This window comes from Shewanella acanthi, from assembly GCF_019457475.1.
GTDB classification, from domain to species: domain Bacteria; phylum Pseudomonadota; class Gammaproteobacteria; order Enterobacterales; family Shewanellaceae; genus Shewanella; species Shewanella acanthi.
The window spans coordinates 777,903-799,593 of sequence record NZ_CP080413.1 but is presented as its reverse complement, the minus strand read 5'-3'; the positions used below and the strand labels follow the sequence as shown (position 1 = coordinate 799,593).

The window sequence follows — 21,691 nt, the reverse complement described above, 5'->3', positions numbered from 1 at the left end:
TGCCGTTATAGGTTGCCAGATTGTGTCTCACGCTGCTGCTCTTGCTGCGCCATTTGCTCATGCCCCGCAGCCATTTGGTCGAGATCTTCCATCACAGCGCTAGCAGCGGTTTCAAGGGGTAAACTTGCGGGGACTTCAGTATCCACAGAATTGTCCTGACTCGAGGCAACTGCGTTAACTTGAGGCTGCTCAACGTCAGATTCTATCCGATTAACCAAACTATCATTTGAACTCAGAGCGCTAAACTCAACAGGAGCCAAAACCACGGTGACAACAATCAGTGCAGCAGCTGCCGCGCCAAACCCAAGCCATTTGCGGGAACGCCCCCCACTCTGAGACTTATCAGTGGTGGTAGAAACCCTTGTGTTTGTTAATCCCAATGAGGGGTTTTCTGGAATAAGCTGCTGTAATAGCTGAGGTAAAGTATCTAATTCAGGTCCTTTAATACGTTGACCAATAAACTGCCCACCTTCATAGATTTCAAGTTGATGACTAAATACTTCGCCTTCAACTACACCCGAACTCACAATAATCAGCTTATTGCAGCGCACCTTGCCACGAAACAGACCACAAACCCTAAGTTCATCACAGCAAACATCGCCACTCACTTCGCCGCCGAATTCAATTTTGAGCTGCCCAGCACACTGGATATTGCCCTTTAGTTTACCTGCAACTAACGCGCTACCCGCAAGCTGCATTTCGCCCTCAAGCGAAGTTGATGCGCTGATAAAAGTGACGCCATGGTTTTTGTTACCCATAGGAAAAATTCCGTATCATTATTTTTGTGAAAAAGATGTTAATTTAAAAGTCAAAAATAATAAAGTATTGGATTTGTTCAATATTTAGTAACTAACCAATGCAAACAAACAGTATTTCAATCTGTAAAATAATAAGTAACCCTATATTTCCCCACCATTGAATTAGATAACATTCATGAAATGAAGCCAGAGTTAATGCCATAAGCAATTGGTTTTAATGTTGTTAGTAAAGCAATAAACTACATCTAGCTACAGCTTAACAACACAGAAGCGATTTCTCATCCACGCCATAATTCAGCTTTAACTACGGTTTTTAAGACTGAAAGATCATCAAATCATTAAATATCTCACTGTGAAATTAAGCATCACGACAAACAGCTTTCATTGGCAAATGGACGGAAAATCCGCAACTCGACCCATTAATTCCAAGTCACCGCGAATTGCAAATAATCAAGCGATGCCTTCATTAAGCAAACACTCAATCGATGATAGGAAGTTAGAAGGATAACTTAATTGAGGGGTAAAACCGCTTACCAATGCATGCAGATCGAGTGTGATTTAATCTTGCTGCATAAGATTGTGTTTTTAATCAGGCAAGCGCAAGATACGAAATAATGTTCTTTGGGATATTTTCCTAATTAACAATATCCTACGTGAGATTTCTTATTTATAACCTATCTTTTTATTATGGGAATAAAACGGTGGACGAATATTCAATCTTACCCACTGTGACAGCAAGGATCGTTAAGCTTCATCTAGCAGTTCAGTATTATTAAACCGTCTTTAAGGGCATACATAATAGCCTGCAACTATTACAAAAGGGATAAATCTATGTGGTTACGGAAGATGAAAATTGGATCTCGGCTATTATTCGCCTTTGGCTTGCTTGGCCTAGTTATTTTATTTCAAGGGCTTATGGAATTAAATACTATGTCATCGATGCGTGAATCATCGAAAGTCATCGAAAAAGATACTCTTCCGACTTTAACGTCCCTTTCGGAAATCAACCTCAATGTGATGCGAGCGAGGGTCTTTACTTTTCGAATTTTACTGGCAGAAACCTCAGCAGAATTAGAAAACGCTGTAGCGACATTAAAAGATATCCGCGAGACGATAAAATCCGATAAAAAGGCATACGAAGCATTGATAAGCCTTCCTAGCGAGCAAGCACTCTACCAAGAGTTCAGTAACTACCTCGACCTCTATCTGCAAAACCAAGATTTAATGATTAGCAAGCTACAAGCAAATGATCCGCAGGAAGCCAAACGCATCATGAGCGATGTCTTGAATCTGCATGCGGATAAAATGACCAAAGCCTTAATAAACATAGGCCAACTCAACACAGATCATGCCACCGCCCTCAGCAAGAAAACGGAATCTGACTACCAAAAGAGTAAGTATTTCATTACATTTATTATCATTGGTTCCTTAATTGCCGCCTTCATCGTTGCCACCCTGTTAGGCCGCAGTATTGTTCGCCCAATGCAAGATGCAGCCAGTGTTTCAGTCAGAGTAGCCAGCGGGGATTTAACCCAGCACATAGACACCGAAGGAACCGATGAAACCAGCCAGTTAATGCAATCACTGGCCGAAATGCAGCACAAATTACGCGACACCTTGTCCCATATTGCCAACTCCTCAAATCAACTGGCCTCTGCCGCCGAAGAACTCAATTCGGTCACTGAGGATGCATCCCGTGGGATCCAGCAGCAAAACGATGAAATTCAGCAAGCTGCAACCGCCATTACCGAGATGAGCTCCGCCGTGGATGAGGTCGCCAATACGGCAGTGCTGACCTCCGAAGCCTCGGAAGAAACAGCCCGCAGTACTGAGCAGGGCAAAAAGCAGGTCGATGAAACCGTCAGTGCCATCATGGATATGAATCAAGATATGATGCACACGTCGGATATCGTACAAACCTTAGCAACTCAGGCATTAGATATTGGGAAAGTGCTCGATGTCATCCGTGCTATTGCCGAGCAAACCAACCTTTTAGCCTTAAATGCCGCGATCGAAGCAGCAAGGGCGGGGGAAAGCGGACGTGGTTTCGCTGTGGTTGCCGATGAAGTCAGGGCGTTAGCTCACCGCACCCAATCATCGACCCGAGAAATTGAGGAGATGATTAACAAAATCCAGCATGGCACTGAAATCGCCGTTCAATCGATGAAACACAGCGGCGAAAAAGCGCAACTAGCCCTTGGGGTAGCAAAATTAGCTGGGGATGCCTTAAACACCATCACAGCTCAAATTAATACCATGAATAACAGTAACATGGTTATCGCTAGCGCTGCAGAGGAACAGGCCAAAGTAGCACGTGAGGTCGATAAGAATATTGTGAATATTAGCGATCTTGCGAGTCAAAGTGCAGCCGGTGCACAGCAAACAAGTGCATCTGCGCAGGAGCTGTCGAGACTGGCGATTGAACTCAACAACCTGCTGACACGCTTTAAGGTGTAAGCCAACAACCAAAATTCGTTAACCCTAAGCCGGTTGACCCCAATAAACACAATGGCCAGCAACAATGCTGGCCATTTTTCACCTAAGGCTTAAAACTGTCTGGTGAGAAGTAAACGCTTACCCCTCTAGAACAGTGCGGTAGATACTTAGCACACGCTCCGCATGGGCCTCAACTGCCACATAGGGTAATTGCCCCGATTTTTGCTGCAGGGTTAACCTATGGTTCTCATCCCTTAACCAGCAATAGCTTTGGGTGAGATGTTGGGCGCTCATCATCGGCAATAACTCAAGTTCAGCAAGCACACCAAAAATCCGCACATTGTCAGACCAAATCGACAGCTCTGGATACTCATGGGCATTGGCAAGCACTAGGTACTGGGCGATAAACTCGATATCGGCGATACCACCAGGGCTTTGTTTGAGATCGAATATGCCATCGGTCACCTTCAGCAAGTGATCGCGCATCTTTTGACGCATCTCGCGAACGGCTTTTTTAAGCTCGTCCTTATTACGTGATTGCTCCAGCACTGCAGCGCGAATATTGCTAAATTTCACCGCTAAACTGTTATCCCCAAAGACAAAACGAGAGCGCACTAAGGCTTGATGTTCCCATGTCCACGCCTCTTGGGACTGATACTCGTCAAATCGAGTAATTTCACTCACCATCAAACCGGAAGCCCCCGATGGACGAAGACGCATATCCACCTCGTAAAGTTCGCCTGATGTTGTGCGAGTTGAGAATAAGTGCAGCACCCTTTGGGCTAACTTAAGGTAAAAATGAGTGACTTCTATTGGCCTATCGCCATTAGTCAGGGTCGTTGCAGAGCTCCCCTGTCCGTCATAAAGAAACACTAAATCCAAGTCAGAACCATAACCAAGCTCGATACCGCCAAGCTTGCCGTAACCTATCACCGCAAAGCCAGTATCGTTACCTTCAAGGTGAGACGGCACGCCATGGCGCTGGGCTATTTGTTGCCACGCCTGCATCACCACTTGCTCGATTATCGCTTCGGCTAAAAAGGTTAAGTGGTCACTCACTTGCATTACAGGGAGGACACCGGTGACATCCGCCGCCGCAATCTTAAGTTGCTGCGACAATTTGAATTGCCTCAGCGCCTCCATTTGCTGCTCCATATCATCTTCGGGAACCCGCAGCAGATATTGACGCAGCTCGCTGGGGTAATCATCCAGCGAGGTCGTATCGTAAAGGTGAGCGGGATCAATCAGCTCATCGAGCAGCATAGGGAATTTGGCTAACTGCGCCGCAATCCAAGGACTGGCGCAGCAAAGGCTCACTAACTGCTGTCTCGCGCCTGGGTTTTCGCACAAAAGCTCAAGATAGGTAGTGCGAGTCAGAATTTGCTCGAGGACTTTTGATACCGGCTCAAATGCCGCCGAAGGACTTGGCTGATTAAGCAGTTCCTCCAGCAATCTTGGCATTAATTTATCGAGGGTTTCGCGGCCGCGCGGGCCAATGGAGCGCTTAGTCACGGTCTCACGCCAAGCGCTTAACAAGGTCCAGAGTTTCTCGTCATCGACTTGCTGCTCGGCAAGCAAGGCGATAGCGTGGTCATCCTGCTGTACGCTCCACAACTGCGCCGTCCAATGCTCAGCCTTTTCGTCCCCCTCTTCGCCGCCAACCGTAGCCTTAAAATGACGATGGATTTTCGCCATGGCCGCTTCGATATGGGTGCGAAGATCGGTTTCATTGGCCATATCCAGCACATAACACAGTCTTGCCCAATCCAGTTGCTGCTGAGGCAAGGTTTGGGTTTGCTTATCGTCTATGGCCTGCAGCAGGTTTTCGACTCGGCGCAGCAAACAATAGCTATCTTTTAGCTCATCCACTGCCAGGTATTCGAGTTGCCCTAAGCTATAAAGTGTATCGATCGCCCCAAAGAGACTCTGCTGGCGCAGCGCGGGTTCACGGCCACCGCGAATGAGTTGGAAGCTTTGCACCACGAACTCGACTTCACGAATGCCACCAGCACCCAACTTAATGTTGTCGGTCAACTGACGACGACGCACCTCTTGGGCGATAAGTTGCTTCATCTTACGCAGCGACTCAATAGCAGAGAAGTCGATATAACGGCGGTAAACAAAGGGTCTGAGCAAGGTATGCAACTCGTCGGAATACTGATTCCAAGGGCCGAGTGAGCGCGCCTTAACCATGGCATAACGCTCCCAGTCGCGACCCTGCTCCTGATAGTAATCCTCAAGTCCACTGAAACTGACCACTAATGGTCCACTCTCGCCGTAGGGGCGTAGACGCATATCGACCCTAAAGACGAAACCATCAACTGTGATTTGGTCGAGCAGATTAACGAGGCGCTGTCCCATGCGAATAAAAAACTGCTGGTTATCGAGGCTACGACGGCCGCCTTGGGTTTCACCGTGCTCAGGGAAGGTAAAGATTAGGTCTATGTCAGAGGAAAAATTAAGCTCGCGGCCACCGAGTTTTCCCATGCCAAGGATGAGAAGCGGCTGCGGGTTGCCCGCTTTATCCATCGGCGTGCCGTACTGGCTGCATAACTCTTTGTATAACCAATCTCTTGCGCCGATGACTAACGCTTCGGCGAGTGCGGATAATTCGAGTAGGGATTCTTCTAAACAGCCGTAATCTAAAAAGTCGCGCCAAGCCAAACGCACCATTTGGTAATTACGGAAACGGCGTAATACACTCTTTGCATTATCTTCACCTGTGGTATCGGCGAGAATCGCGTGCAAATCCCGATCAAACTGTTCGCATTCAACTTGCTCGAGATCCCCTGCAAATAGTTTAGGGATCCAATCGGGATGACGGCACAATTGGGTGGCAATAAAATCACTCAGCCCCAGCACTAATCGCAATTCCTGCCGCTGCGCCTCCGTTAAGGTCGCGAGCCCCTCTGACCATGACCCAGCCAAGCGTTCCCAATTGCGCTCCGCGGCTTGAGAAATGAGTGGAGACAATGATTTATTACTGTCTAATTGCACGGCCATGATAATCCCTAACAAATTTAAACATCGACATATTATGTCACAAATGGTATAGAATGATGCCACACCCTATTAAGGTATCCGCGCAAACTTGCGATACCCCATTAACGCACTACATTCTTCCGTGGCGTTTAAGGGTACTATAACCTGCGCGGCAGGCATATTGGGCAAAGCGATAATTATTGCCCGCAAGTATTTGAGTTTTATTTCAGACTTTTGGAGAAAACATGGCAGGAATGCTAATGCGAGTTCTCACGTCAATGCTCGTTCTCACCACCAGCCTATCACTCATGGGCTGTGGTGATGATAGACCAGAGAGAATCGAAAAATACCAACAACTCACCGAGCAGCGTCTTAATACGCTAGATACCATGCTCGATGACGGTCAGGTACGAAATGCCAATTTACTCAAACAATACAGTACATTGCTCAAGCAGCAAAAACCTGATTTAGCGCCACTGCTCGATGAACTCGCAAAAGATGCGGGCACAGATGGCCCCATGTATAGCTCGCTCAAACGCCGCTTAGCCGAAGCGAAGAATCCTGCCAATTTCACCGACCTTGACCAACAGCTGGCCGAGGTTGAAAACCTCTATCAAGCGGCCGACCCGAGCCTATACAACGATATGCTCTCCGATCCGGTTAACGTGGTCGCAGATATGTCCGAAGGCAAACTTGCGCGGGTCAATTCTATTAGCCGTGAGGCCGCAGCCCTTGCTAATAACGCCGATGATTTTGGTCCTGGTAGCCAATTGGTCGGAAACCCCGCCTATGGCAGCTGGCAAACGGGTTCGAACGGCATGTCATTTTGGGCTTGGTATGGCATGTATTCCATGTTTTCCAATATATTCCAACGCCCGATTTACTACGATAATTGGTCGGGTCGCCGCGGCTACAGCTATTACAACGATGTGGGGCGTTACCGCTACACTTCGCCAAAGGAAGCACAGGCGCAGACCAAGACCTATGAACAAACCAAAAAGCGTTTCGATTCCCAAGGCAAACGCTTCGATAGCCCCTACGCCAAATCTCGCACGGGCGCGACATCACTTTCCCGCGAAAGTAATAGCACGCCTAAGGCAAGCACTACTTCGGCCAATAGCGCGAACAAGTTCCGCTCGAATTACGCCAAGGACAGCAGTTTCCGTAATTCCAGCACCCGCACGACTCGCAGTGTGCGCCGTGGTAAGTAAGTTAAGCCAGTAACACGTTTGAATCTAAAGGATTTCCCATGACACTATTTCAGGATTTCGGTATCACACCAGAGCTACTCACCATACTGGCCATCGATTTAACTATCGCAGTTATCCTCTTGACGCTTATGCGCTATTTGCAGGGCTGGAGCGTGAGAGTAAATTCAAGTAAGGAGCTTGCCGAGCGTGATAATTTTGCCTTTGGCATTAGCACAGCGGGCGCCGTTGCCGCTCTAGGCATCGTACTAACAGGTGCAATCACCGGCGCTGCAGCACACTCCTATCTGATAGAAGCCATCGGCGTTGCCAGCTACGGTTTATTTGGACTGGTGCTGATTAAATTTGGCCGTTTTCTACACGATAAAATTGCCCTAAATGAGATAAATAAGAATCAGCAGATCATTAACGGCAATCTCTCGGTCGCGATTGTTGATGCCAGCGCCGCCATTGCTACCGCCATCATTATTCGCGCCGTACTACTGTGGGCCGAAGATTTAACGCTTAATACCTTTATCGCGATTTTCAGCGCCTTCATCATTTCACAGCTAATGCTAGTGCTATTAACCCGCTTCAGAGAAAACCGTTACGCCAGCCGTAACCAAAACACTTCTATGCAAAAAGCATTTAGTGAAGGCCAAATTGCAGTTGCAGTCCGTCATGCTGGTTATATGATTGCCATGGCGCTTAGCTTTAACGCCGCGAGTCATTTCATCATCTTTAGCCCTACGGCCTATATGACCAACTTAGTGGGCTGGTTAGTGTTTTCTATTCTGATGCTTATCGTACTGACTGTACTGCTGTTTATTGTGAAAAAGCTGGTTCTGGCTCGCATCGATCTCGCCGATGAAGTGGAAAAACAAAACAATGTCGGGATTGCTGCGGTTGAAATGGCAATCAGTATCGCCATTGCGATGATCCTTGCAGCCCTAATGGCATAGACCATGGTGGAAGCGCAAATCAATCAGCAGAAGGCTGCTTCACGCCGCCTGAGCTGGTTCGATGATGTACTGTTACTCGGGATTATGGCTGTGCTCGCGGGCTGCGGCCTTATCTACGAATACCTGTTATCCCATTATGCAGGCCGGATCTTAGGTGCCCTAGAAGCCGCGATTTACACTATGATCGGCCTAATGATCGTTTCTATGGGACTTGGCGCTTTTGCCGCCCGTAAGATTAAAGATGCCTTTACAGGCTTTGTGGTGTTAGAACTCAGTGTTGCCCTGTGTGGCTCGCTGGCGATTCTGATTACCGCTGCAGTCATCGGTTTTGGCCAACAACTCCCCTTGATACTGGCAAGCTCCCTTGGTTTACCACCAGATCAACTTCCCAATGGCGGCATGATTGCTAAGCTTCAGCACTTAAGTGAACACTTACCCTATGTCTGGGGCGTTATCTTAGGATTGATGATCGGCATGGAAATCCCGCTCATCGCCCGTGTCAGACAATCCCTATCAGAAGCCCATCTTCTCCACAATGCGGGCACCATTTATGGCGCCGATTATATTGGCGCAGGTATTGGCGCCGCGATTTGGGTCACTTTAATGCTGAGCCTCGATATTCAGCTGGCAGCAGCTCTTACCGCCAGCTTTAATCTGCTTGCAGGCTTTGTCTTTATCTGGCGTTTTTGGCCGCAAATTAGCCGCCCAAGATTACTGTTAGCGGGACATGGGATTGTGAGTGGCATACTGCTGCTGTTAGTCATGCACGGCCCAAGTTGGGAGCAGGAGATGAATAACCTGCTCTACAAAGACAAAGTGGTGTACTCAAAAGCCACACGCTTCCAACAATTAACCTTTACCGAGCGCTTGCGTGGTAATGGTTTAGCGCCTGTTTATTCCTTATATATCAATGGCCGTTTACAGTTCTCAAGCCTCGATGAACATATCTACCACGCATTTTTAGTCCATCCGACGTTGGCTGCCAGTGCGCGCCACAACAAGGTACTTATCATCGGCGGCGGTGATGGATTGGGTTTACATCAAGTGCTGAAATGGCAGCCTGAAGAAGTCACACTGCTTGATTTAGATGCCGATCTCGTGTCGCTATTTAAATCACCAAGCCCTGATATGCCGCTGCGTTTAGGTCAGGCGCTTATTGCCTTAAATGGCGATGCCTTTAATGACCCAAGGGTTAAGGTTATTCACGATGATGCCTTTAATGGCGTTGATAAGCTGATTGCCGCTGGCAACAAATACGATGCCATCATCGTGGATTTACCCGACCCTAGTCATCCTGACTTAAATAAGCTCTATTCGGATTATTTCTATCGTAAGCTTAAAGAATTGATGAGTAGCGACGGCGCGATAACGGTTCAATCCACCTCGCCCTACCATGCGCAAAAGGCCTTTATCTCGGTGGGCAAAACCCTCGAGGCAGCGGGTTTTAAGGTCAATCAATATCACCACAATGTGCCAAGCTTTGGCGAATGGGGCTGGAGTATCGCCACCTTAAGCGGACAAGATGCGAAACATCGCCTAGGGAATTTAGCTATGTTACCTATCCAAGATGACTGGTTGACCATTGGGCTAGTTAAAGGCGCATTCGAGTTTCCGGCCAATTTCTATCAGGATGCCAGCGCGATAAAAGTCAATGAATTAGGGTCGCAGCAGCTGTATCAGTACCATTTAAAGGCATGGTCAGAAACCGAAGGACTGGATCTTTTTTAAAGGATTAAGATAGTACTTGACATATTATGTCTCGATGCTATCTTTGAACTAAGACATAATATGTCAATAAGGACAAATATGAATATTCATACTCTTGCGAATCATCTTAATAGCCTTGGTAATAACAGCCAAACGGGTTTCCAATTCGATTGTTACCCCATTGGCGGCGAAGTCGAAGTGTTGCAAGTGAATGTGGTCGGCCGTGAAGAAATCCCAGTGTTTGTATCGGTAACGGATAACCAAATCCTCTGCATCAGTTATCTGTGGGGCGAGAATGAAGTCAACCAGGAACGTCGCAGCGAAATGTTTGAAACCATGCTCGAACTAAACATTCCTATGCCACTGTCAGCCTTTGCAAAAATTGATGACAAATATGTGGTTTACGGTGCGTTGTCACTGCAATCGAGCATGCAGGAGATAGAGCAAGAATTAGCAGTCTTATCCGATAACTGTTTAGAAGTTATCGATGAAATGGTCGATTATCTGAAATAAGGAGCCACATCATGGGCATTCTGAATAAAATTTTAACAGCGTTCCGCGGTGGTGCCACCGAAGTTGGCCAAAGCATCGTAGACGCAAACTCAACGCGCATTTTCGAACAGGAAATCCGTGACGCCGAAAAACACTTAACTAACGCTAAGCGCGAACTGACCGACGTGATGGCGAAAGAAATGCAAGCCAGCCGTGAGGTTGATCGCCTGAAACGCTCTATCGTCGAGCACGAAGGCTATGCAACTCAAGCGTTAGATAAGGGCAATGAAGCCTTAGCTATCGAAGTAGCTGAAAAAATTGCACAGCTGGATCAAGAACTTGCCGAGCAACAAGCGGCTAACGATAGCTTCAGTGCCCACGCTCTGCGCCTTAAAGATTTAGTGAAGAAAACCGAGCGTCAACTGTCTGATTATCAGCGTCAGTTAAGCATGGTTAAAACCACTGAAAGCGTGCAAAAGGCGACAGCAACCATCACAGATTCTTTTGCCTCAAGCAATTCTAAACTGCTGAACGCTAAAGATTCATTAGAGCGCATCAAGGCACGTCAGCAACAGTTTGATGACAGACTAAAAGCCGCCGAAACCTTAGCCGAAGAAAGCAGCGATAAATCACTGCAGGCTAAGTTAGCCGAAGCCGGTATTGGTGAGCAAAAATCGAATGCCAATGCCGTGTTAGAGCGCATCAAGGCACGTAAAAGTTAATCAATGATTGACCTTATGCCGAGCATCAATGGGACCGTCACCCTGTTGAGCTCGGCTTTTTTGTTTAAGTCATCGTTTCGATTACAGGTAAGTCATTTCCCCAAGCACACGCGTTATTAGGAGTCAGCATGGGATTTTTCAATAGTATTTTCGGCAAAAAAGCCCCGCCAGCGCGCGAGCTTAATCATCCCTCTGCGCTGCAAATCGGCGATATGATTTCCATCGACAACAGTTTTGCCCTGCCGCCCCAATTACGCGGCCAACAGCTTAAAGTCGAAGCCATCAATACCTATGAATTCGAGCGTAGCCAGCACTGTGAATGGGTACTGAAAGGTCATGGAAACGACACCCTATTTTTAAGTATTGAACAGGATGATGAAGCCTATTTGGCTTTCTCGATTAAAATCAGCCGCGCTCAAGTTGAGCAGATTTTCGATTTAGACCAGTTCAGCACACTGTTTGATGAACAGGGCGCACAACTTAACACCTTGGCATTATCGCCCCAGCTTGCCGAACAGTTAGAACAATGGTTAGGCGCTAACTATCACCAAGTCACCTTTGCCCTCTTTGGATATTTTCACCGTGAAGATTACCGCGGCCTTAAGCCACCGCAGGATGACCATGGCGCAACTGGTGAGCCCTTTGAGTATTACTCATTGCTTGACGATGAAGAGCGCCGCGCAGTTGAGGTTGAAGTCTATGAAGGCGGCGAAACCGATGTAGTTTTGACCCTGTATCGCCCACTTTCGGATATCCGCGACTATTGGCCAGCCAAGGCATAAGATAAGTAAGATAAAGTGCGTGACTCGCACTTTATCGCCTTAGCCATTACAATCCCAATAGAGCAAGCTTGATATAACAAATTGAAAGCAATAGGTAATACCTAATGAGCAAAACGAAACACCCACTTCCCGAACAATGGCTGAAGAACCAGCAAGCCGCTAAAGCGACGCAGGTGGCATTCGATCTGGATGAAAAGTTCCAATATTCTATCCGTAAAGCGGCGCTCGATGCGGGTGTGAGTCCCTCAGACCAAATTCGCACCATTCTGGGCTTAAGTGTGTCTAAACGTCCTACTCGCCCTCGCCTAACCGTCTCGTTAAATGCCGACGATTATGTGCAACTCGCCGAAAAATATGGTCTGAGCGCCGATGCCCAACTCGAAATAAAGCGGCGTGTTCTCGAAGATTTAGTTCGCTTTGTCGATAAAGATTAATCCTTTGCTCAAGCAGTATTTGTCTGGTTTTGGGCTCTCACTTTAAGTCAGTTTTGATCAACACAAGTCAATTGAAACGTACAAATTTCATCACCCATTCTTCGCAGGAGACGCGAACTTAATACAGAGGAATATTGCTCAGCATGTCAGATAAAAATGGTTGGTCAGTCCGCAACTTAGCTACGCCATCACCCTTCGAATTTGCCATGATGTTGCTGTCATTGCTATCCGTCGTCTTAGTGTTAGTGATGACCTTTGGTCACCTTGATGGCGAAACCAACCGTCTGCTATTTTTTATCGATACCAGTATATGCCTCATTTTTTTGGCTCACTTTTTTGTTGGCCTTTTTCGTTCACGGGATAAACGCTTTTACCTTCGCCACCACTGGATTGATTTCGTCGCCAGCATTCCCGCCATCGAGGCGCTGCGTATTGCTAGGGTGTTTCAGATTTTACGGGTGATACGGCTTATCCGCATGAGCCATGCCTACCTTATCCCACTGATAAAGCAGCGCAAACAAACCACACTCGCAAGCCTCTTAGTCTCCATGGTGACCATACTCACCTTCGCCTCTATCTTAATTTTGATTGTGGAAAACGGCGCTGAAGGGGCCAATATTCAAACCGCTGAGCAGGCCATTTGGTGGGCGTTAGTGACTATATCGACCGTGGGTTATGGGGATTATTATCCGGTCACTACCTCGGGGCATATTATCGGTGGCGTGGTGATTGTCAGTGGCGTGAGCTTTTTCGGGGTGATCACAGGTTATATGGCCTCAGTGTTTGTCTCACCCGATGATAATGAGCACCATCAACGTAATGAGGCCCACAAGGCCGAAATCAAATCGGAATTAGAACTGGCGCTCGCTCGCATGGAAGCTAATCAAAGGCAGATGGAGCAGAATCAGGCGCAAATCCTCGCGCAAATTGCCGAGCTTGAAAAAGCCCTAAGCAATAAAAAATAGAAGATAGAGAAGACTAGGAGCAAGCTTTGATTCAAATGCGATTTGCTCCCAGTCTCCAAATTGATGATTACCAATAGGTGGATTGAGACAATGCGTTTTGTCTTGAAGCTTCCATGGCAAATAAAAGGCTTTGCTGCTTAGCGTCGAGCCACTCTTTTAGATCAAGCCCTGTCGCATCAGCTGCCAGTTGCAATTCGCGATAGCAAGCCAAGGTCTTAATGCCTAATGCTAAATCCTGCCAAGGCGTCCTAAAGGCATCCCGCGACTTTGCCTCATATAAGAGCCCATAGGCCTGACCGACCTGCATACTCTCCTCAAGGACTGAAGCGCAGTTTAAGTAATCTGTCAGGCTCATTTCAGCGTCCTTTGGCATCGCTTCAATAATCGCCTGCCACGAGGCTTGCTGCGCAGCATTGGCATGGTAGCGCAAACCTTGATCCTTCGAGAAACCAATATGCCCCGCACTCACGTCTAGCAGAATATCAACCAGCTTAAGTTGCAGCTGGCCGTAATCCAGCAACTGCCATAATGCGCTCAGACGCCCAGCAAGGTTAAGTTCATTTAGCTTATATTGCAGTTGGTTGACTAACGCGTTGCGCTCATCGAGTCGGTTCAATAGGCACTTTTGGCTGCCAAGTAACGCCGTTAACGCTTGGGCTACTTCAATAAAATCCAGTTGCTGCTCGATAAGCGTAAATTGCTTAAGCAATGCTTCGGTTCCCAATTCAAACTGAGTTAAGGTCATTCGCAGCAAACGAACACAGGCACGCATCCGCCACCAAAGGGCAACACTAGCCTCTAAATCCTGCTCTTCGGCTATCATGGCTTCGAGTAACTGCCAACGCTCAAGTGCCGTTTCGAGTAGCACTTGACAGGTGGCCGTTAAATCCTGCTGATGTGGCTGATGGAGATTGACATCTAAGGGGACTGGTAAAGGTAAAAATTCGAGGGCACTTAAGGTTAACGGCTTGGACTGGCCAGCTAAGCGATAACCACGCTGCGCTTTACTCGCCTTACCTAATCGCACAGGCACCTTTTGAGCAATTTGATCGGCGAGTAACAATAATGCCTTAGCATCACCACTTAATAGCTCAAATTCGAGCTCACACAAAGCCTCTTGCTGGCCAGAAGCGCGAATATCACCAATATCCAATGCCACTTCAATCAGTGCATCGGCAATAGTCACGTGCCAAGTGCGGCGGTAAAAATCCGTGTGAAACACACATTGCAATTCAGCTTGAACGGCGGCTAAATCGGCATCCGTTGGCCAAATTTCTTGAGGGAAAAGTGATAAATTCGGGAAATCGCCTTCAATAGTCACATTATATTCTGGGCGTGAATGGATACCGCCAACCACCTTACCTGCGGTTTTAATCGTCTGTTCTTTATGGTCATCGTAGCCACGCACCCTGAGACCCATGTCCCAATGACGCAGCTGTAACTTGGGAGTATCAAAATAGCCGTTCGCCAAACGGCGCATTCCCTTAGGAGTTGCCCCCATTAAGCTATCTAATTCATTTATAATGTTTTCTTGAAATATTGGCAGGAAAAATAGTTTTAATTCGATCTCAGCACTCATTGCACAACCGCTCACTTTGTCATCAAATATTCATCGATGCGTCATTTTTCATTCATAATGTCACAAATGTGTCATAAAAATCCCGTAGGATTTACTTTCGAAGTTGGTATATAACCCGTTAAAATAATGCTGTGATTTTTTCCGAAAAAAACACAGTTTCAATATGCGGACGCATAGGTTAACATGCGCCCGCTTTTTCCAATCATGGAACAATCTAAATAGGTAAACGGCAATGCCAGTAAACTCTATTTTGGGCGTGTTTGCAAAATCGCCAATTAAGCCTCTGCAAGAGCACATGGACAAGGTATACGATTGTGCATCGTTACTGGTTCCCTTTTTCGAAGCCACTATCACAGGCGACTGGGATGGTGCAGTTCAACTACGTAAGCAAATCAGTTTAGCGGAAAAGCAAGGTGACTCACTCAAACGTGAAATTCGCCTCACTCTGCCAAGCGGTCTGTTTATGCCAGTTGAGCGTACTGATTTATTGGAATTACTGACTCAACAAGACAAAATCGCAAACAAAGCAAAAGATATTTCTGGTCGTGTTATCGGACGTCAATTGCTTATCCCTCAGGTCATGCAAGTCCCCTTTATTGCCTATCTACAACGTTGTATTGACGCAGTAGGTCTTGCAAAACAAGTGATTAACGAACTCGACGATCTGCTTGAAGCAGGTTTCCGTGGTCGTGAAGTCGACTTAGTGGCCAAAATGATCAACGAACTCGACATCATCGAAGAAGATACTGACGATCTGCAAATTCAATTACGTCGTCAACTCTTTGCACTGGAATCAGAACTGAATCCAGTCGATGTGATGTTCCTCTACAAAACAATTGAATGGGTCGGTGGTCTTGCCGATCTGGCCGAACGAGTTGGCTCACGTCTAGAGTTGATGTTAGCTCGCGTTTAATCAATAAGGTTATCAAGGTATCAATATGGTTGATGCAGGAATGGAGGTGGCTAACGTCTTAGTCACCAGTGGGCCATGGCTTATCGCCGTTGCCGCCGCATTTGGTTTTCTCATGGCTTGGGGTATTGGCGCGAATGACGTTGCTAATGCGATGGGAACCTCTGTAGGTTCAAATGCCATTACGATCAAACAAGCGATCATCATCGCGATGATCTTCGAATTTGCTGGCGCCTATTTGGCGGGTGGTGAAGTAACGAGCACAATCCGTAACGGGATTATCGACTCTAGCTACTTCACTGAGGTACCAGAGTTACTGGTATATGGCATGATTGCCTCGCTATTAGCGGCCGGTATCTGGTTAGTGGTTGCGTCAGCCCTAGGTTGGCCAGTATCGACCACTCACTCTATCGTGGGTGCCATCATCGGCTTCGCTTCTGTGGGTGTTGGCAGTGAAGCAGTTGCCTGGGAAAAGGTTGGCGGTATTGTTGGTTCGTGGATTATCACCCCAGCGATCTCCGGCTTTATGGCATTTATCCTTTTCCAAAGCACGCAAAAGCTGATTTTCAACACCGATGATCCATTAGCTAACGCTAAACGTTATGTCCCATTCTACATGGCGTTTGCAGGCTTTATCATGTCACTAGTGACTATCCTTAAGGGTTTGTCACACGTAGGTATTCACCTAAAAGGTTCAGAAGCTTACCTATTAGCTGGCGCGATTGCTGTGGTAGTAGGTATCTTCGGTAAGATTGCAATTTCTCGCCTGAAAATGAGCGAAAACGCATCTCACAAAACCATGTACGCCAACGTTGAAAAAGTGTTTGCGATTCTCATGATCCTGACAGCATGCTGTATGGCCTTCGCCCACGGCTCAAACGATGTAGCAAACGCGATTGGTCCATTAGCCGCCGTTGTCTCTGTTGTTAATAGTGGGGGTGTTATTGCGTCTAAATCAGCACTCGTTTGGTGGATCCTGCCTTTAGGTGCCGTGGGTATCGTAATGGGTCTGGCGATTTTCGGTAAGCGCGTGATGCAAACCATTGGTAAAAACATCACTCACTTAACGCCAAGCCGTGGTTTCGCCGCTGAATTAGCAGCCGCTTCTACCGTGGTTATTGCTTCTGGTACTGGTTTACCTATCTCTACCACCCAAACCTTAGTCGGTGCGGTATTAGGTGTGGGTATGGCCCGTGGTATCGCGGCAATCAACATCGGTGTAGTACGTAACATTGTGGTTTCATGGGTTGTGACTCTGCCAGCAGGTGCTGGTTTGTCGATCATCTTCTTCTTTATGATTAAAGGTATCTTTAACTAAGAAGCCCAGTCATGGCAGCAATGTCATGTAAACTCGCTAAAACAGGAATTGCGCGCATGGATGCTGCAAAGTTGAGGGAAGTCTATGACTTCCCTCTTGCATTAAAGGGGCCAAATCCCTAGCATGTGTTCACTATTTCGTTGATGAGAAAACAAAAGTGTTAAGAATCCTGACCCTACTTGGAATGATGTTACTTTCTCCCAACCTGTTGGCCGAAGGTCAACCACGCTATATCTCCGATAACGTCTTTCTTTACATTTTGAATGGCCCAGGTACTGAGTACCGCATTCTTGGCTCTATTGAAGCGGGTCAACCAATCACCCTGCAGGGCGAATCCCAGGGTGACTACTCTAAGATTGTCGACCACAAAGGCCGCGAGGGTTGGATCCAAACCAACCTGATTAGTGACACGCCAAGCTTCCGTGAACAAGTGCCAACCTTAACCAATGAGCTGGCTACAGTTAAAGCAAAGCTGGATGAAGTGCTAAGCACTAAGGATGACGGTGTCGATCAAGTGGCTGAGCTTCAAAGCAAAGTCAGTGAACTTGAATCAACCTTAAGCAAAACGGTAAAAGAACGCGATAACCTAAAAGTAGCCGCAGATCGCAGCGCCGATGAAGCACGTTATGCCATGTGGCGCGAAGGCGCAGTACTCGGTGGCATTGGCTTATTATTAGGCGTCTTATTGGTTTACATCCCAAGACCGCAACGCCGTAATAAAAAACGTTGGATGTAATTTTAGCGCCCCCCCTAATGTTTTAAAGAAAAGCCAGTGTTTTCAAACACTGGCTTTTTTGTCAATTGCGCGTTACATCTCGCTCTCAACCCTGCAATTAAACAATCTTCACAATCTTTCACACTATAGTGTTGTTGGTCACATTTTGAATGTATAATCTGCGCGCGCAAAGCCTCATATTGTATACAAAATATCAAATGCGTTTAGCGCCCCCATTTCTGTTTCAACAATAATGCCCAACTTAACAGGCCAAGATGGAAGCGATTACTATGTTCAAAGCGAGTGAAGTGCTGGCAGGCCGCTACGATTCTGCCAATCTCGACGAACTGTTCCAAGCAATCACCGACAACTACATTGTCGATGAAGAACAATACTTGTCAGAGCTGATCAAACTAGTGCCTTCAAGTGATGAAGCCATTGAGCGCGTCACCCGTCGTGCCCACGAACTGGTCAATAAAGTTCGTCAATTCGATAAAAAAGGGTTAATGGTTGGCATCGACGCCTTCCTGCAGCAATACAGCCTAGAAACTCAGGAAGGTATTATCCTGATGTGTCTGGCAGAAGCCCTGCTGCGTATTCCTGATGCGGCTACTGCCGATGCTTTAATTGAAGACAAGCTGTCTGGCGCTAAGTGGGATGAGCATTTAAGCAAGAGTGACTCGGTACTGGTTAACGCTTCGACCTGGGGTCTGATGCTGACGGGTAAAATCATCAAACTCGATAAAAAAATCGATGGTACCCCAAGCAACCTGCTAAACCGCTTAGTTAACCGTTTGGGTGAGCCTGTTATCCGCCAAGCCATGATGGCAGCGATGAAGATCATGGGTAAACAATTCGTCCTTGGTCGCACCATGAAAGAAGCGCTCAAGAACAGTGAAGACAAGCGTAAGTTAGGCTACACCCACTCCTACGACATGTTAGGTGAAGCGGCATTAACCCGTAAGGATGCCGAGAAATACTACAACGATTACGCCAATGCGATCACAGAACTGGGCGCACAAAGCTATAACGAAAACGAATCTCCACGCCCAACGATTTCGATCAAACTGTCGGCATTGCACCCACGTTATGAAGTGGCCAATGAAGACCGCGTGCTGACCGAACTTTATGAAACCGTTATTCGCCTGATCAAACTGGCGCGCGGTTTAAATATCGGTATTTCTATCGACGCCGAAGAAGTTGACCGCCTCGAGCTGTCACTCAAACTGTTCCAAAAACTGTTTAACTCTGAAGCCACTAAGGGCTGGGGTTTACTGGGTATCGTAGTTCAAGCCTACTCTAAGCGCGCCCTGCCAGTACTGGTATGGTTAACGCGTCTAGCGAAAGAGCAAGGCGATGAAATCCCAGTGCGCTTGGTAAAAGGCGCTTACTGGGACAGCGAGCTGAAATGGGCACAACAAGCTGGCGAAGCCGCTTACCCACTTTATACCCGCAAAGCCGGTACCGACGTTTCTTATTTAGCCTGTGCCCGTTACCTGTTATCAGACGCAACCCGTGGCGCGATTTACCCACAATTTGCAAGCCACAACGCACAAACCGTTGCGGCGATTTCCGATATGGCCGGTAACCGTAACCATGAGTTCCAGCGTCTGCACGGCATGGGACAAGAGCTGTACGACACTATTCTGTCTGAAGCTGGCGCGAAAGCCGTACGTATTTATGCCCCAATCGGTGCCCATAAGGATCTGCTGCCGTACTTAGTACGTCGTCTGCTTGAAAACGGTGCCAACACCTCATTCGTACACAAACTGGTTGATCCTAAAACCCCTATCGAGTCTTTAGTGGTTCACCCACTGAAAACCCTGACAGGCTATAAAACCCTGGCTAACAACAAAATCGTATTACCTACCGACATCTTCGGTAGCGATCGCAAAAATTCCAAGGGATTAAACATGAACATCATTTCCGAAGCTGAGCCTTTCTTCGCGGCATTAGATAAATTCAAATCGACCGAGTGGCAAGCGGGTCCTCTGGTTAACGGTAAAACTTTAACTGGCGAGCACAAAACCGTTGTTAGCCCGTTCGATACCACCCAAACCGTGGGTCAAGTGGCCTTCTCTGACAAAGCCGCAATAGAGCAAGCTGTTGCCTCTGCCGACGCCGCCTTTGCCACTTGGAGCCGCACCCCAGTTGAAGTGCGCGCCTCTGCTCTGCAAAAACTGGCTGACTTGTTAGAAGAAAACCGCGAAGAGCTGATTGCCCTGTGTACCCGTGAAGCGGGCAAGAGCATTCAAGACGGTATCGACGAAGTACGCGAAGCCGTAGACTTCTGCCGTTACTACGCAGTACAAGCTAAAAAATTAATGGCACAACCAGAACTGCTCCCAGGCCCAACGGGTGAGTTAAACGAACTCTTCCTCCAAGGTCGCGGCGTGTTCGTCTGTATCAGCCCATGGAACTTCCCATTAGCCATCTTCTTAGGTCAAGTGTCTGCTGCGCTGGCGGCGGGTAACACTGTCGTGGCTAAACCTGCAGAGCAAACCTCTATTATCGGTTACCGCGCAGTGCAATTAGCTCACCTTGCGGGTATTCCAAGCGATGTGCTGCAGTTCCTACCAGGTACGGGTGCAACTGTGGGTAGCGCACTGACAAGTGATGAGCGCATCGGCGGCGTGTGTTTTACTGGTTCTACCGGTACTGCAAAACTGATTAACCGTACCCTAGCAAACCGTGAAGGCGCAATCATTCCGTTAATCGCCGAAACTGGCGGTCAAAACGCTATGGTGGTTGACTCTACTTCTCAACCAGAACAAGTGGTTAACGATGTCGTTTCTTCATCATTCACCAGCGCGGGTCAACGCTGCTCGGCGCTGCGTGTACTCTTCCTGCAGGAAGATATCGCAGACCGCGTTATCGATGTACTGCAAGGTGCGATGGACGAGTTAGTGATTGGTAACCCAAGTTCAGTGAAAACGGACGTAGGCCCAGTTATCGATGCGACCGCGAAGGCGAACCTCGATGCCCATATCGACCACATCAAGCAAGTTGGCAAGCTAATCAAGCAAATGCCACTGCCAGCAGGCACTGAAAACGGCCACTTCGTGTCACCAACCGCTGTTGAAATCGATTCAATCAAAGTGCTTGAAAAAGAACACTTTGGTCCAATCCTGCACGTGATCCGTTACAAGGCGTCAGAGCTTAGCCAAGTGATCAACGAAATCAACAGCACTGGCTTTGGTTTAACCTTAGGTATCCACAGCCGTAACGAAGGCCATGCCCTCGAAGTCGCTGACAAGGTTAACGTAGGTAACGTATACATCAACCGTAACCAAATCGGCGCGGTCGTTGGCGTACAACCTTTCGGCGGCCAAGGCCTGTCGGGCACAGGTCCAAAAGCCGGTGGTCCACACTACTTAACTCGCTTCGTGACTGAAAAGACGCGCACTAACAACATCACCGCTATTGGTGGTAACGCGACGCTGCTGTCACTGGGTGATAGCGACGCCTAAGTCCTAAAGACTTATTGATAAAAAAAAAAGCCAGACTCAGTCTGGCTTTTTTATTGGGTAATGAATACTTATAGCTAAATTCAATTCGAGCAATGAGCACAGAAATCAGCGGCACCCTGAACTTTTCTGCCGTTAAACTTTCAGTCGTGGCTTCTTTTTCATCCTCTGAGACTTTCTCTGTCTCAATTTCAGGCCAGTAGCTTCGGTAATGGTTCGTGGAGCCAATAGGCGGCATCATGGTTTCTAGCTATCGTATTCCCTCATTGCCTGCC

Annotated in this window: 16 protein-coding genes; 13 read left to right on the top strand and 3 right to left on the bottom strand. The window is 47.5% G+C overall.

The window, feature by feature from the left end; genetic code table 11:
- Positions 1–5: 5 nt before the first annotated feature.
- Positions 6–758 carry a bactofilin family protein gene (locus tag K0H61_RS03540; RefSeq protein ID WP_220051389.1) on the bottom strand — a complete coding sequence of 251 codons (753 nt, stop codon included), beginning with the start codon at positions 756–758 and terminating at the stop codon, positions 6–8.
- Between the two features lie 831 nt (positions 759–1,589).
- Here K0H61_RS03540 and K0H61_RS03535 point away from each other — a divergent pair.
- Positions 1,590–3,215 carry a methyl-accepting chemotaxis protein gene (locus tag K0H61_RS03535; RefSeq protein WP_220051388.1) on the top strand — a complete coding sequence of 542 codons (1,626 nt, stop codon included), beginning with the start codon at positions 1,590–1,592 and terminating at the stop codon, positions 3,213–3,215.
- A 117-nt stretch (positions 3,216–3,332) separates the two neighbouring features.
- Here K0H61_RS03535 and glnE read toward each other — a convergent pair whose 3' ends face one another.
- On the bottom strand, positions 3,333–6,197 hold the full coding sequence (gene glnE / locus K0H61_RS03530; RefSeq protein ID WP_220051387.1) for a bifunctional [glutamate--ammonia ligase]-adenylyl-L-tyrosine phosphorylase/[glutamate--ammonia-ligase] adenylyltransferase: 2,865 nt from the start codon (positions 6,195–6,197) through the stop codon (positions 3,333–3,335).
- Positions 6,198–6,421: 224 nt separating this feature from the next.
- On the opposite strand from glnE, the gene K0H61_RS03525 reads away from it, so the two are divergent.
- The 8 genes from K0H61_RS03525 to K0H61_RS03490 all read left to right on the top strand — a co-directional run bounded on the left by K0H61_RS03525 (position 6,422) and on the right by K0H61_RS03490 (position 13,427).
- The gene (locus K0H61_RS03525; RefSeq protein ID WP_220051386.1) at positions 6,422–7,387 is read left to right on the top strand and encodes a hypothetical protein; all 966 of its coding nucleotides are present in this window, start codon (positions 6,422–6,424) and stop codon (positions 7,385–7,387) included.
- A 38-nt stretch (positions 7,388–7,425) separates the two neighbouring features.
- Positions 7,426–8,325: a DUF350 domain-containing protein gene (locus tag K0H61_RS03520; protein ID WP_220051385.1), complete on the top strand. Its 900-nt coding sequence runs from the start codon at positions 7,426–7,428 to the stop codon at positions 8,323–8,325.
- A 3-nt stretch (positions 8,326–8,328) separates the two neighbouring features.
- Positions 8,329–10,053, top strand: a complete 1,725-nt coding sequence (locus K0H61_RS03515) for a polyamine aminopropyltransferase (RefSeq protein ID WP_220051384.1) — start codon at positions 8,329–8,331, stop codon at positions 10,051–10,053.
- Positions 10,054–10,131: 78 nt separating this feature from the next.
- The gene (locus K0H61_RS03510; RefSeq protein WP_220051383.1) at positions 10,132–10,545 is read left to right on the top strand and encodes a YjfI family protein; all 414 of its coding nucleotides are present in this window, start codon (positions 10,132–10,134) and stop codon (positions 10,543–10,545) included.
- A gap of 11 nt (positions 10,546–10,556) precedes the next feature.
- Entirely contained in the window at positions 10,557–11,246 is a 690-nt protein-coding gene (locus tag K0H61_RS03505) for a PspA/IM30 family protein (RefSeq protein WP_220051382.1), read from the top strand.
- Between the two features lie 128 nt (positions 11,247–11,374).
- A complete protein-coding gene (locus tag K0H61_RS03500) occupies positions 11,375–12,028 on the top strand; it encodes a hypothetical protein (RefSeq protein WP_220051381.1) in 654 nt (217 codons plus the stop codon).
- 104 nt (positions 12,029–12,132) lie between these two features.
- Positions 12,133–12,462: a hypothetical protein gene (locus K0H61_RS03495; RefSeq protein WP_220051380.1), complete on the top strand. Its 330-nt coding sequence runs from the start codon at positions 12,133–12,135 to the stop codon at positions 12,460–12,462.
- A 143-nt stretch (positions 12,463–12,605) separates the two neighbouring features.
- Entirely contained in the window at positions 12,606–13,427 is an 822-nt protein-coding gene (locus K0H61_RS03490; RefSeq protein ID WP_220051379.1) for an ion transporter, read from the top strand.
- A 67-nt stretch (positions 13,428–13,494) separates the two neighbouring features.
- Here the strand turns inward: K0H61_RS03490 and K0H61_RS03485 are convergent, their stop codons facing one another.
- Entirely contained in the window at positions 13,495–15,006 is a 1,512-nt protein-coding gene (locus K0H61_RS03485; RefSeq protein ID WP_220051378.1) for a CYTH domain-containing protein, read from the bottom strand.
- A gap of 232 nt (positions 15,007–15,238) precedes the next feature.
- On the opposite strand from K0H61_RS03485, the gene K0H61_RS03480 reads away from it, so the two are divergent.
- From K0H61_RS03480 to putA, 4 genes are all read left to right on the top strand, one after another.
- A complete protein-coding gene (locus tag K0H61_RS03480; protein WP_220051377.1) occupies positions 15,239–15,919 on the top strand; it encodes a TIGR00153 family protein in 681 nt (226 codons plus the stop codon).
- A 25-nt stretch (positions 15,920–15,944) separates the two neighbouring features.
- Entirely contained in the window at positions 15,945–17,234 is a 1,290-nt protein-coding gene (locus tag K0H61_RS03475) for an inorganic phosphate transporter (protein WP_220051376.1), read from the top strand.
- Positions 17,235–17,421: 187 nt separating this feature from the next.
- Positions 17,422–17,970, top strand: a complete 549-nt coding sequence (locus tag K0H61_RS03470) for a TIGR04211 family SH3 domain-containing protein (protein WP_220052441.1) — start codon at positions 17,422–17,424, stop codon at positions 17,968–17,970.
- A gap of 254 nt (positions 17,971–18,224) precedes the next feature.
- Positions 18,225–21,419, top strand: a complete 3,195-nt coding sequence (gene putA, locus K0H61_RS03465; RefSeq protein ID WP_220051375.1) for a bifunctional proline dehydrogenase/L-glutamate gamma-semialdehyde dehydrogenase PutA — start codon at positions 18,225–18,227, stop codon at positions 21,417–21,419.
- Positions 21,420–21,691 lie beyond the last annotated feature (272 nt).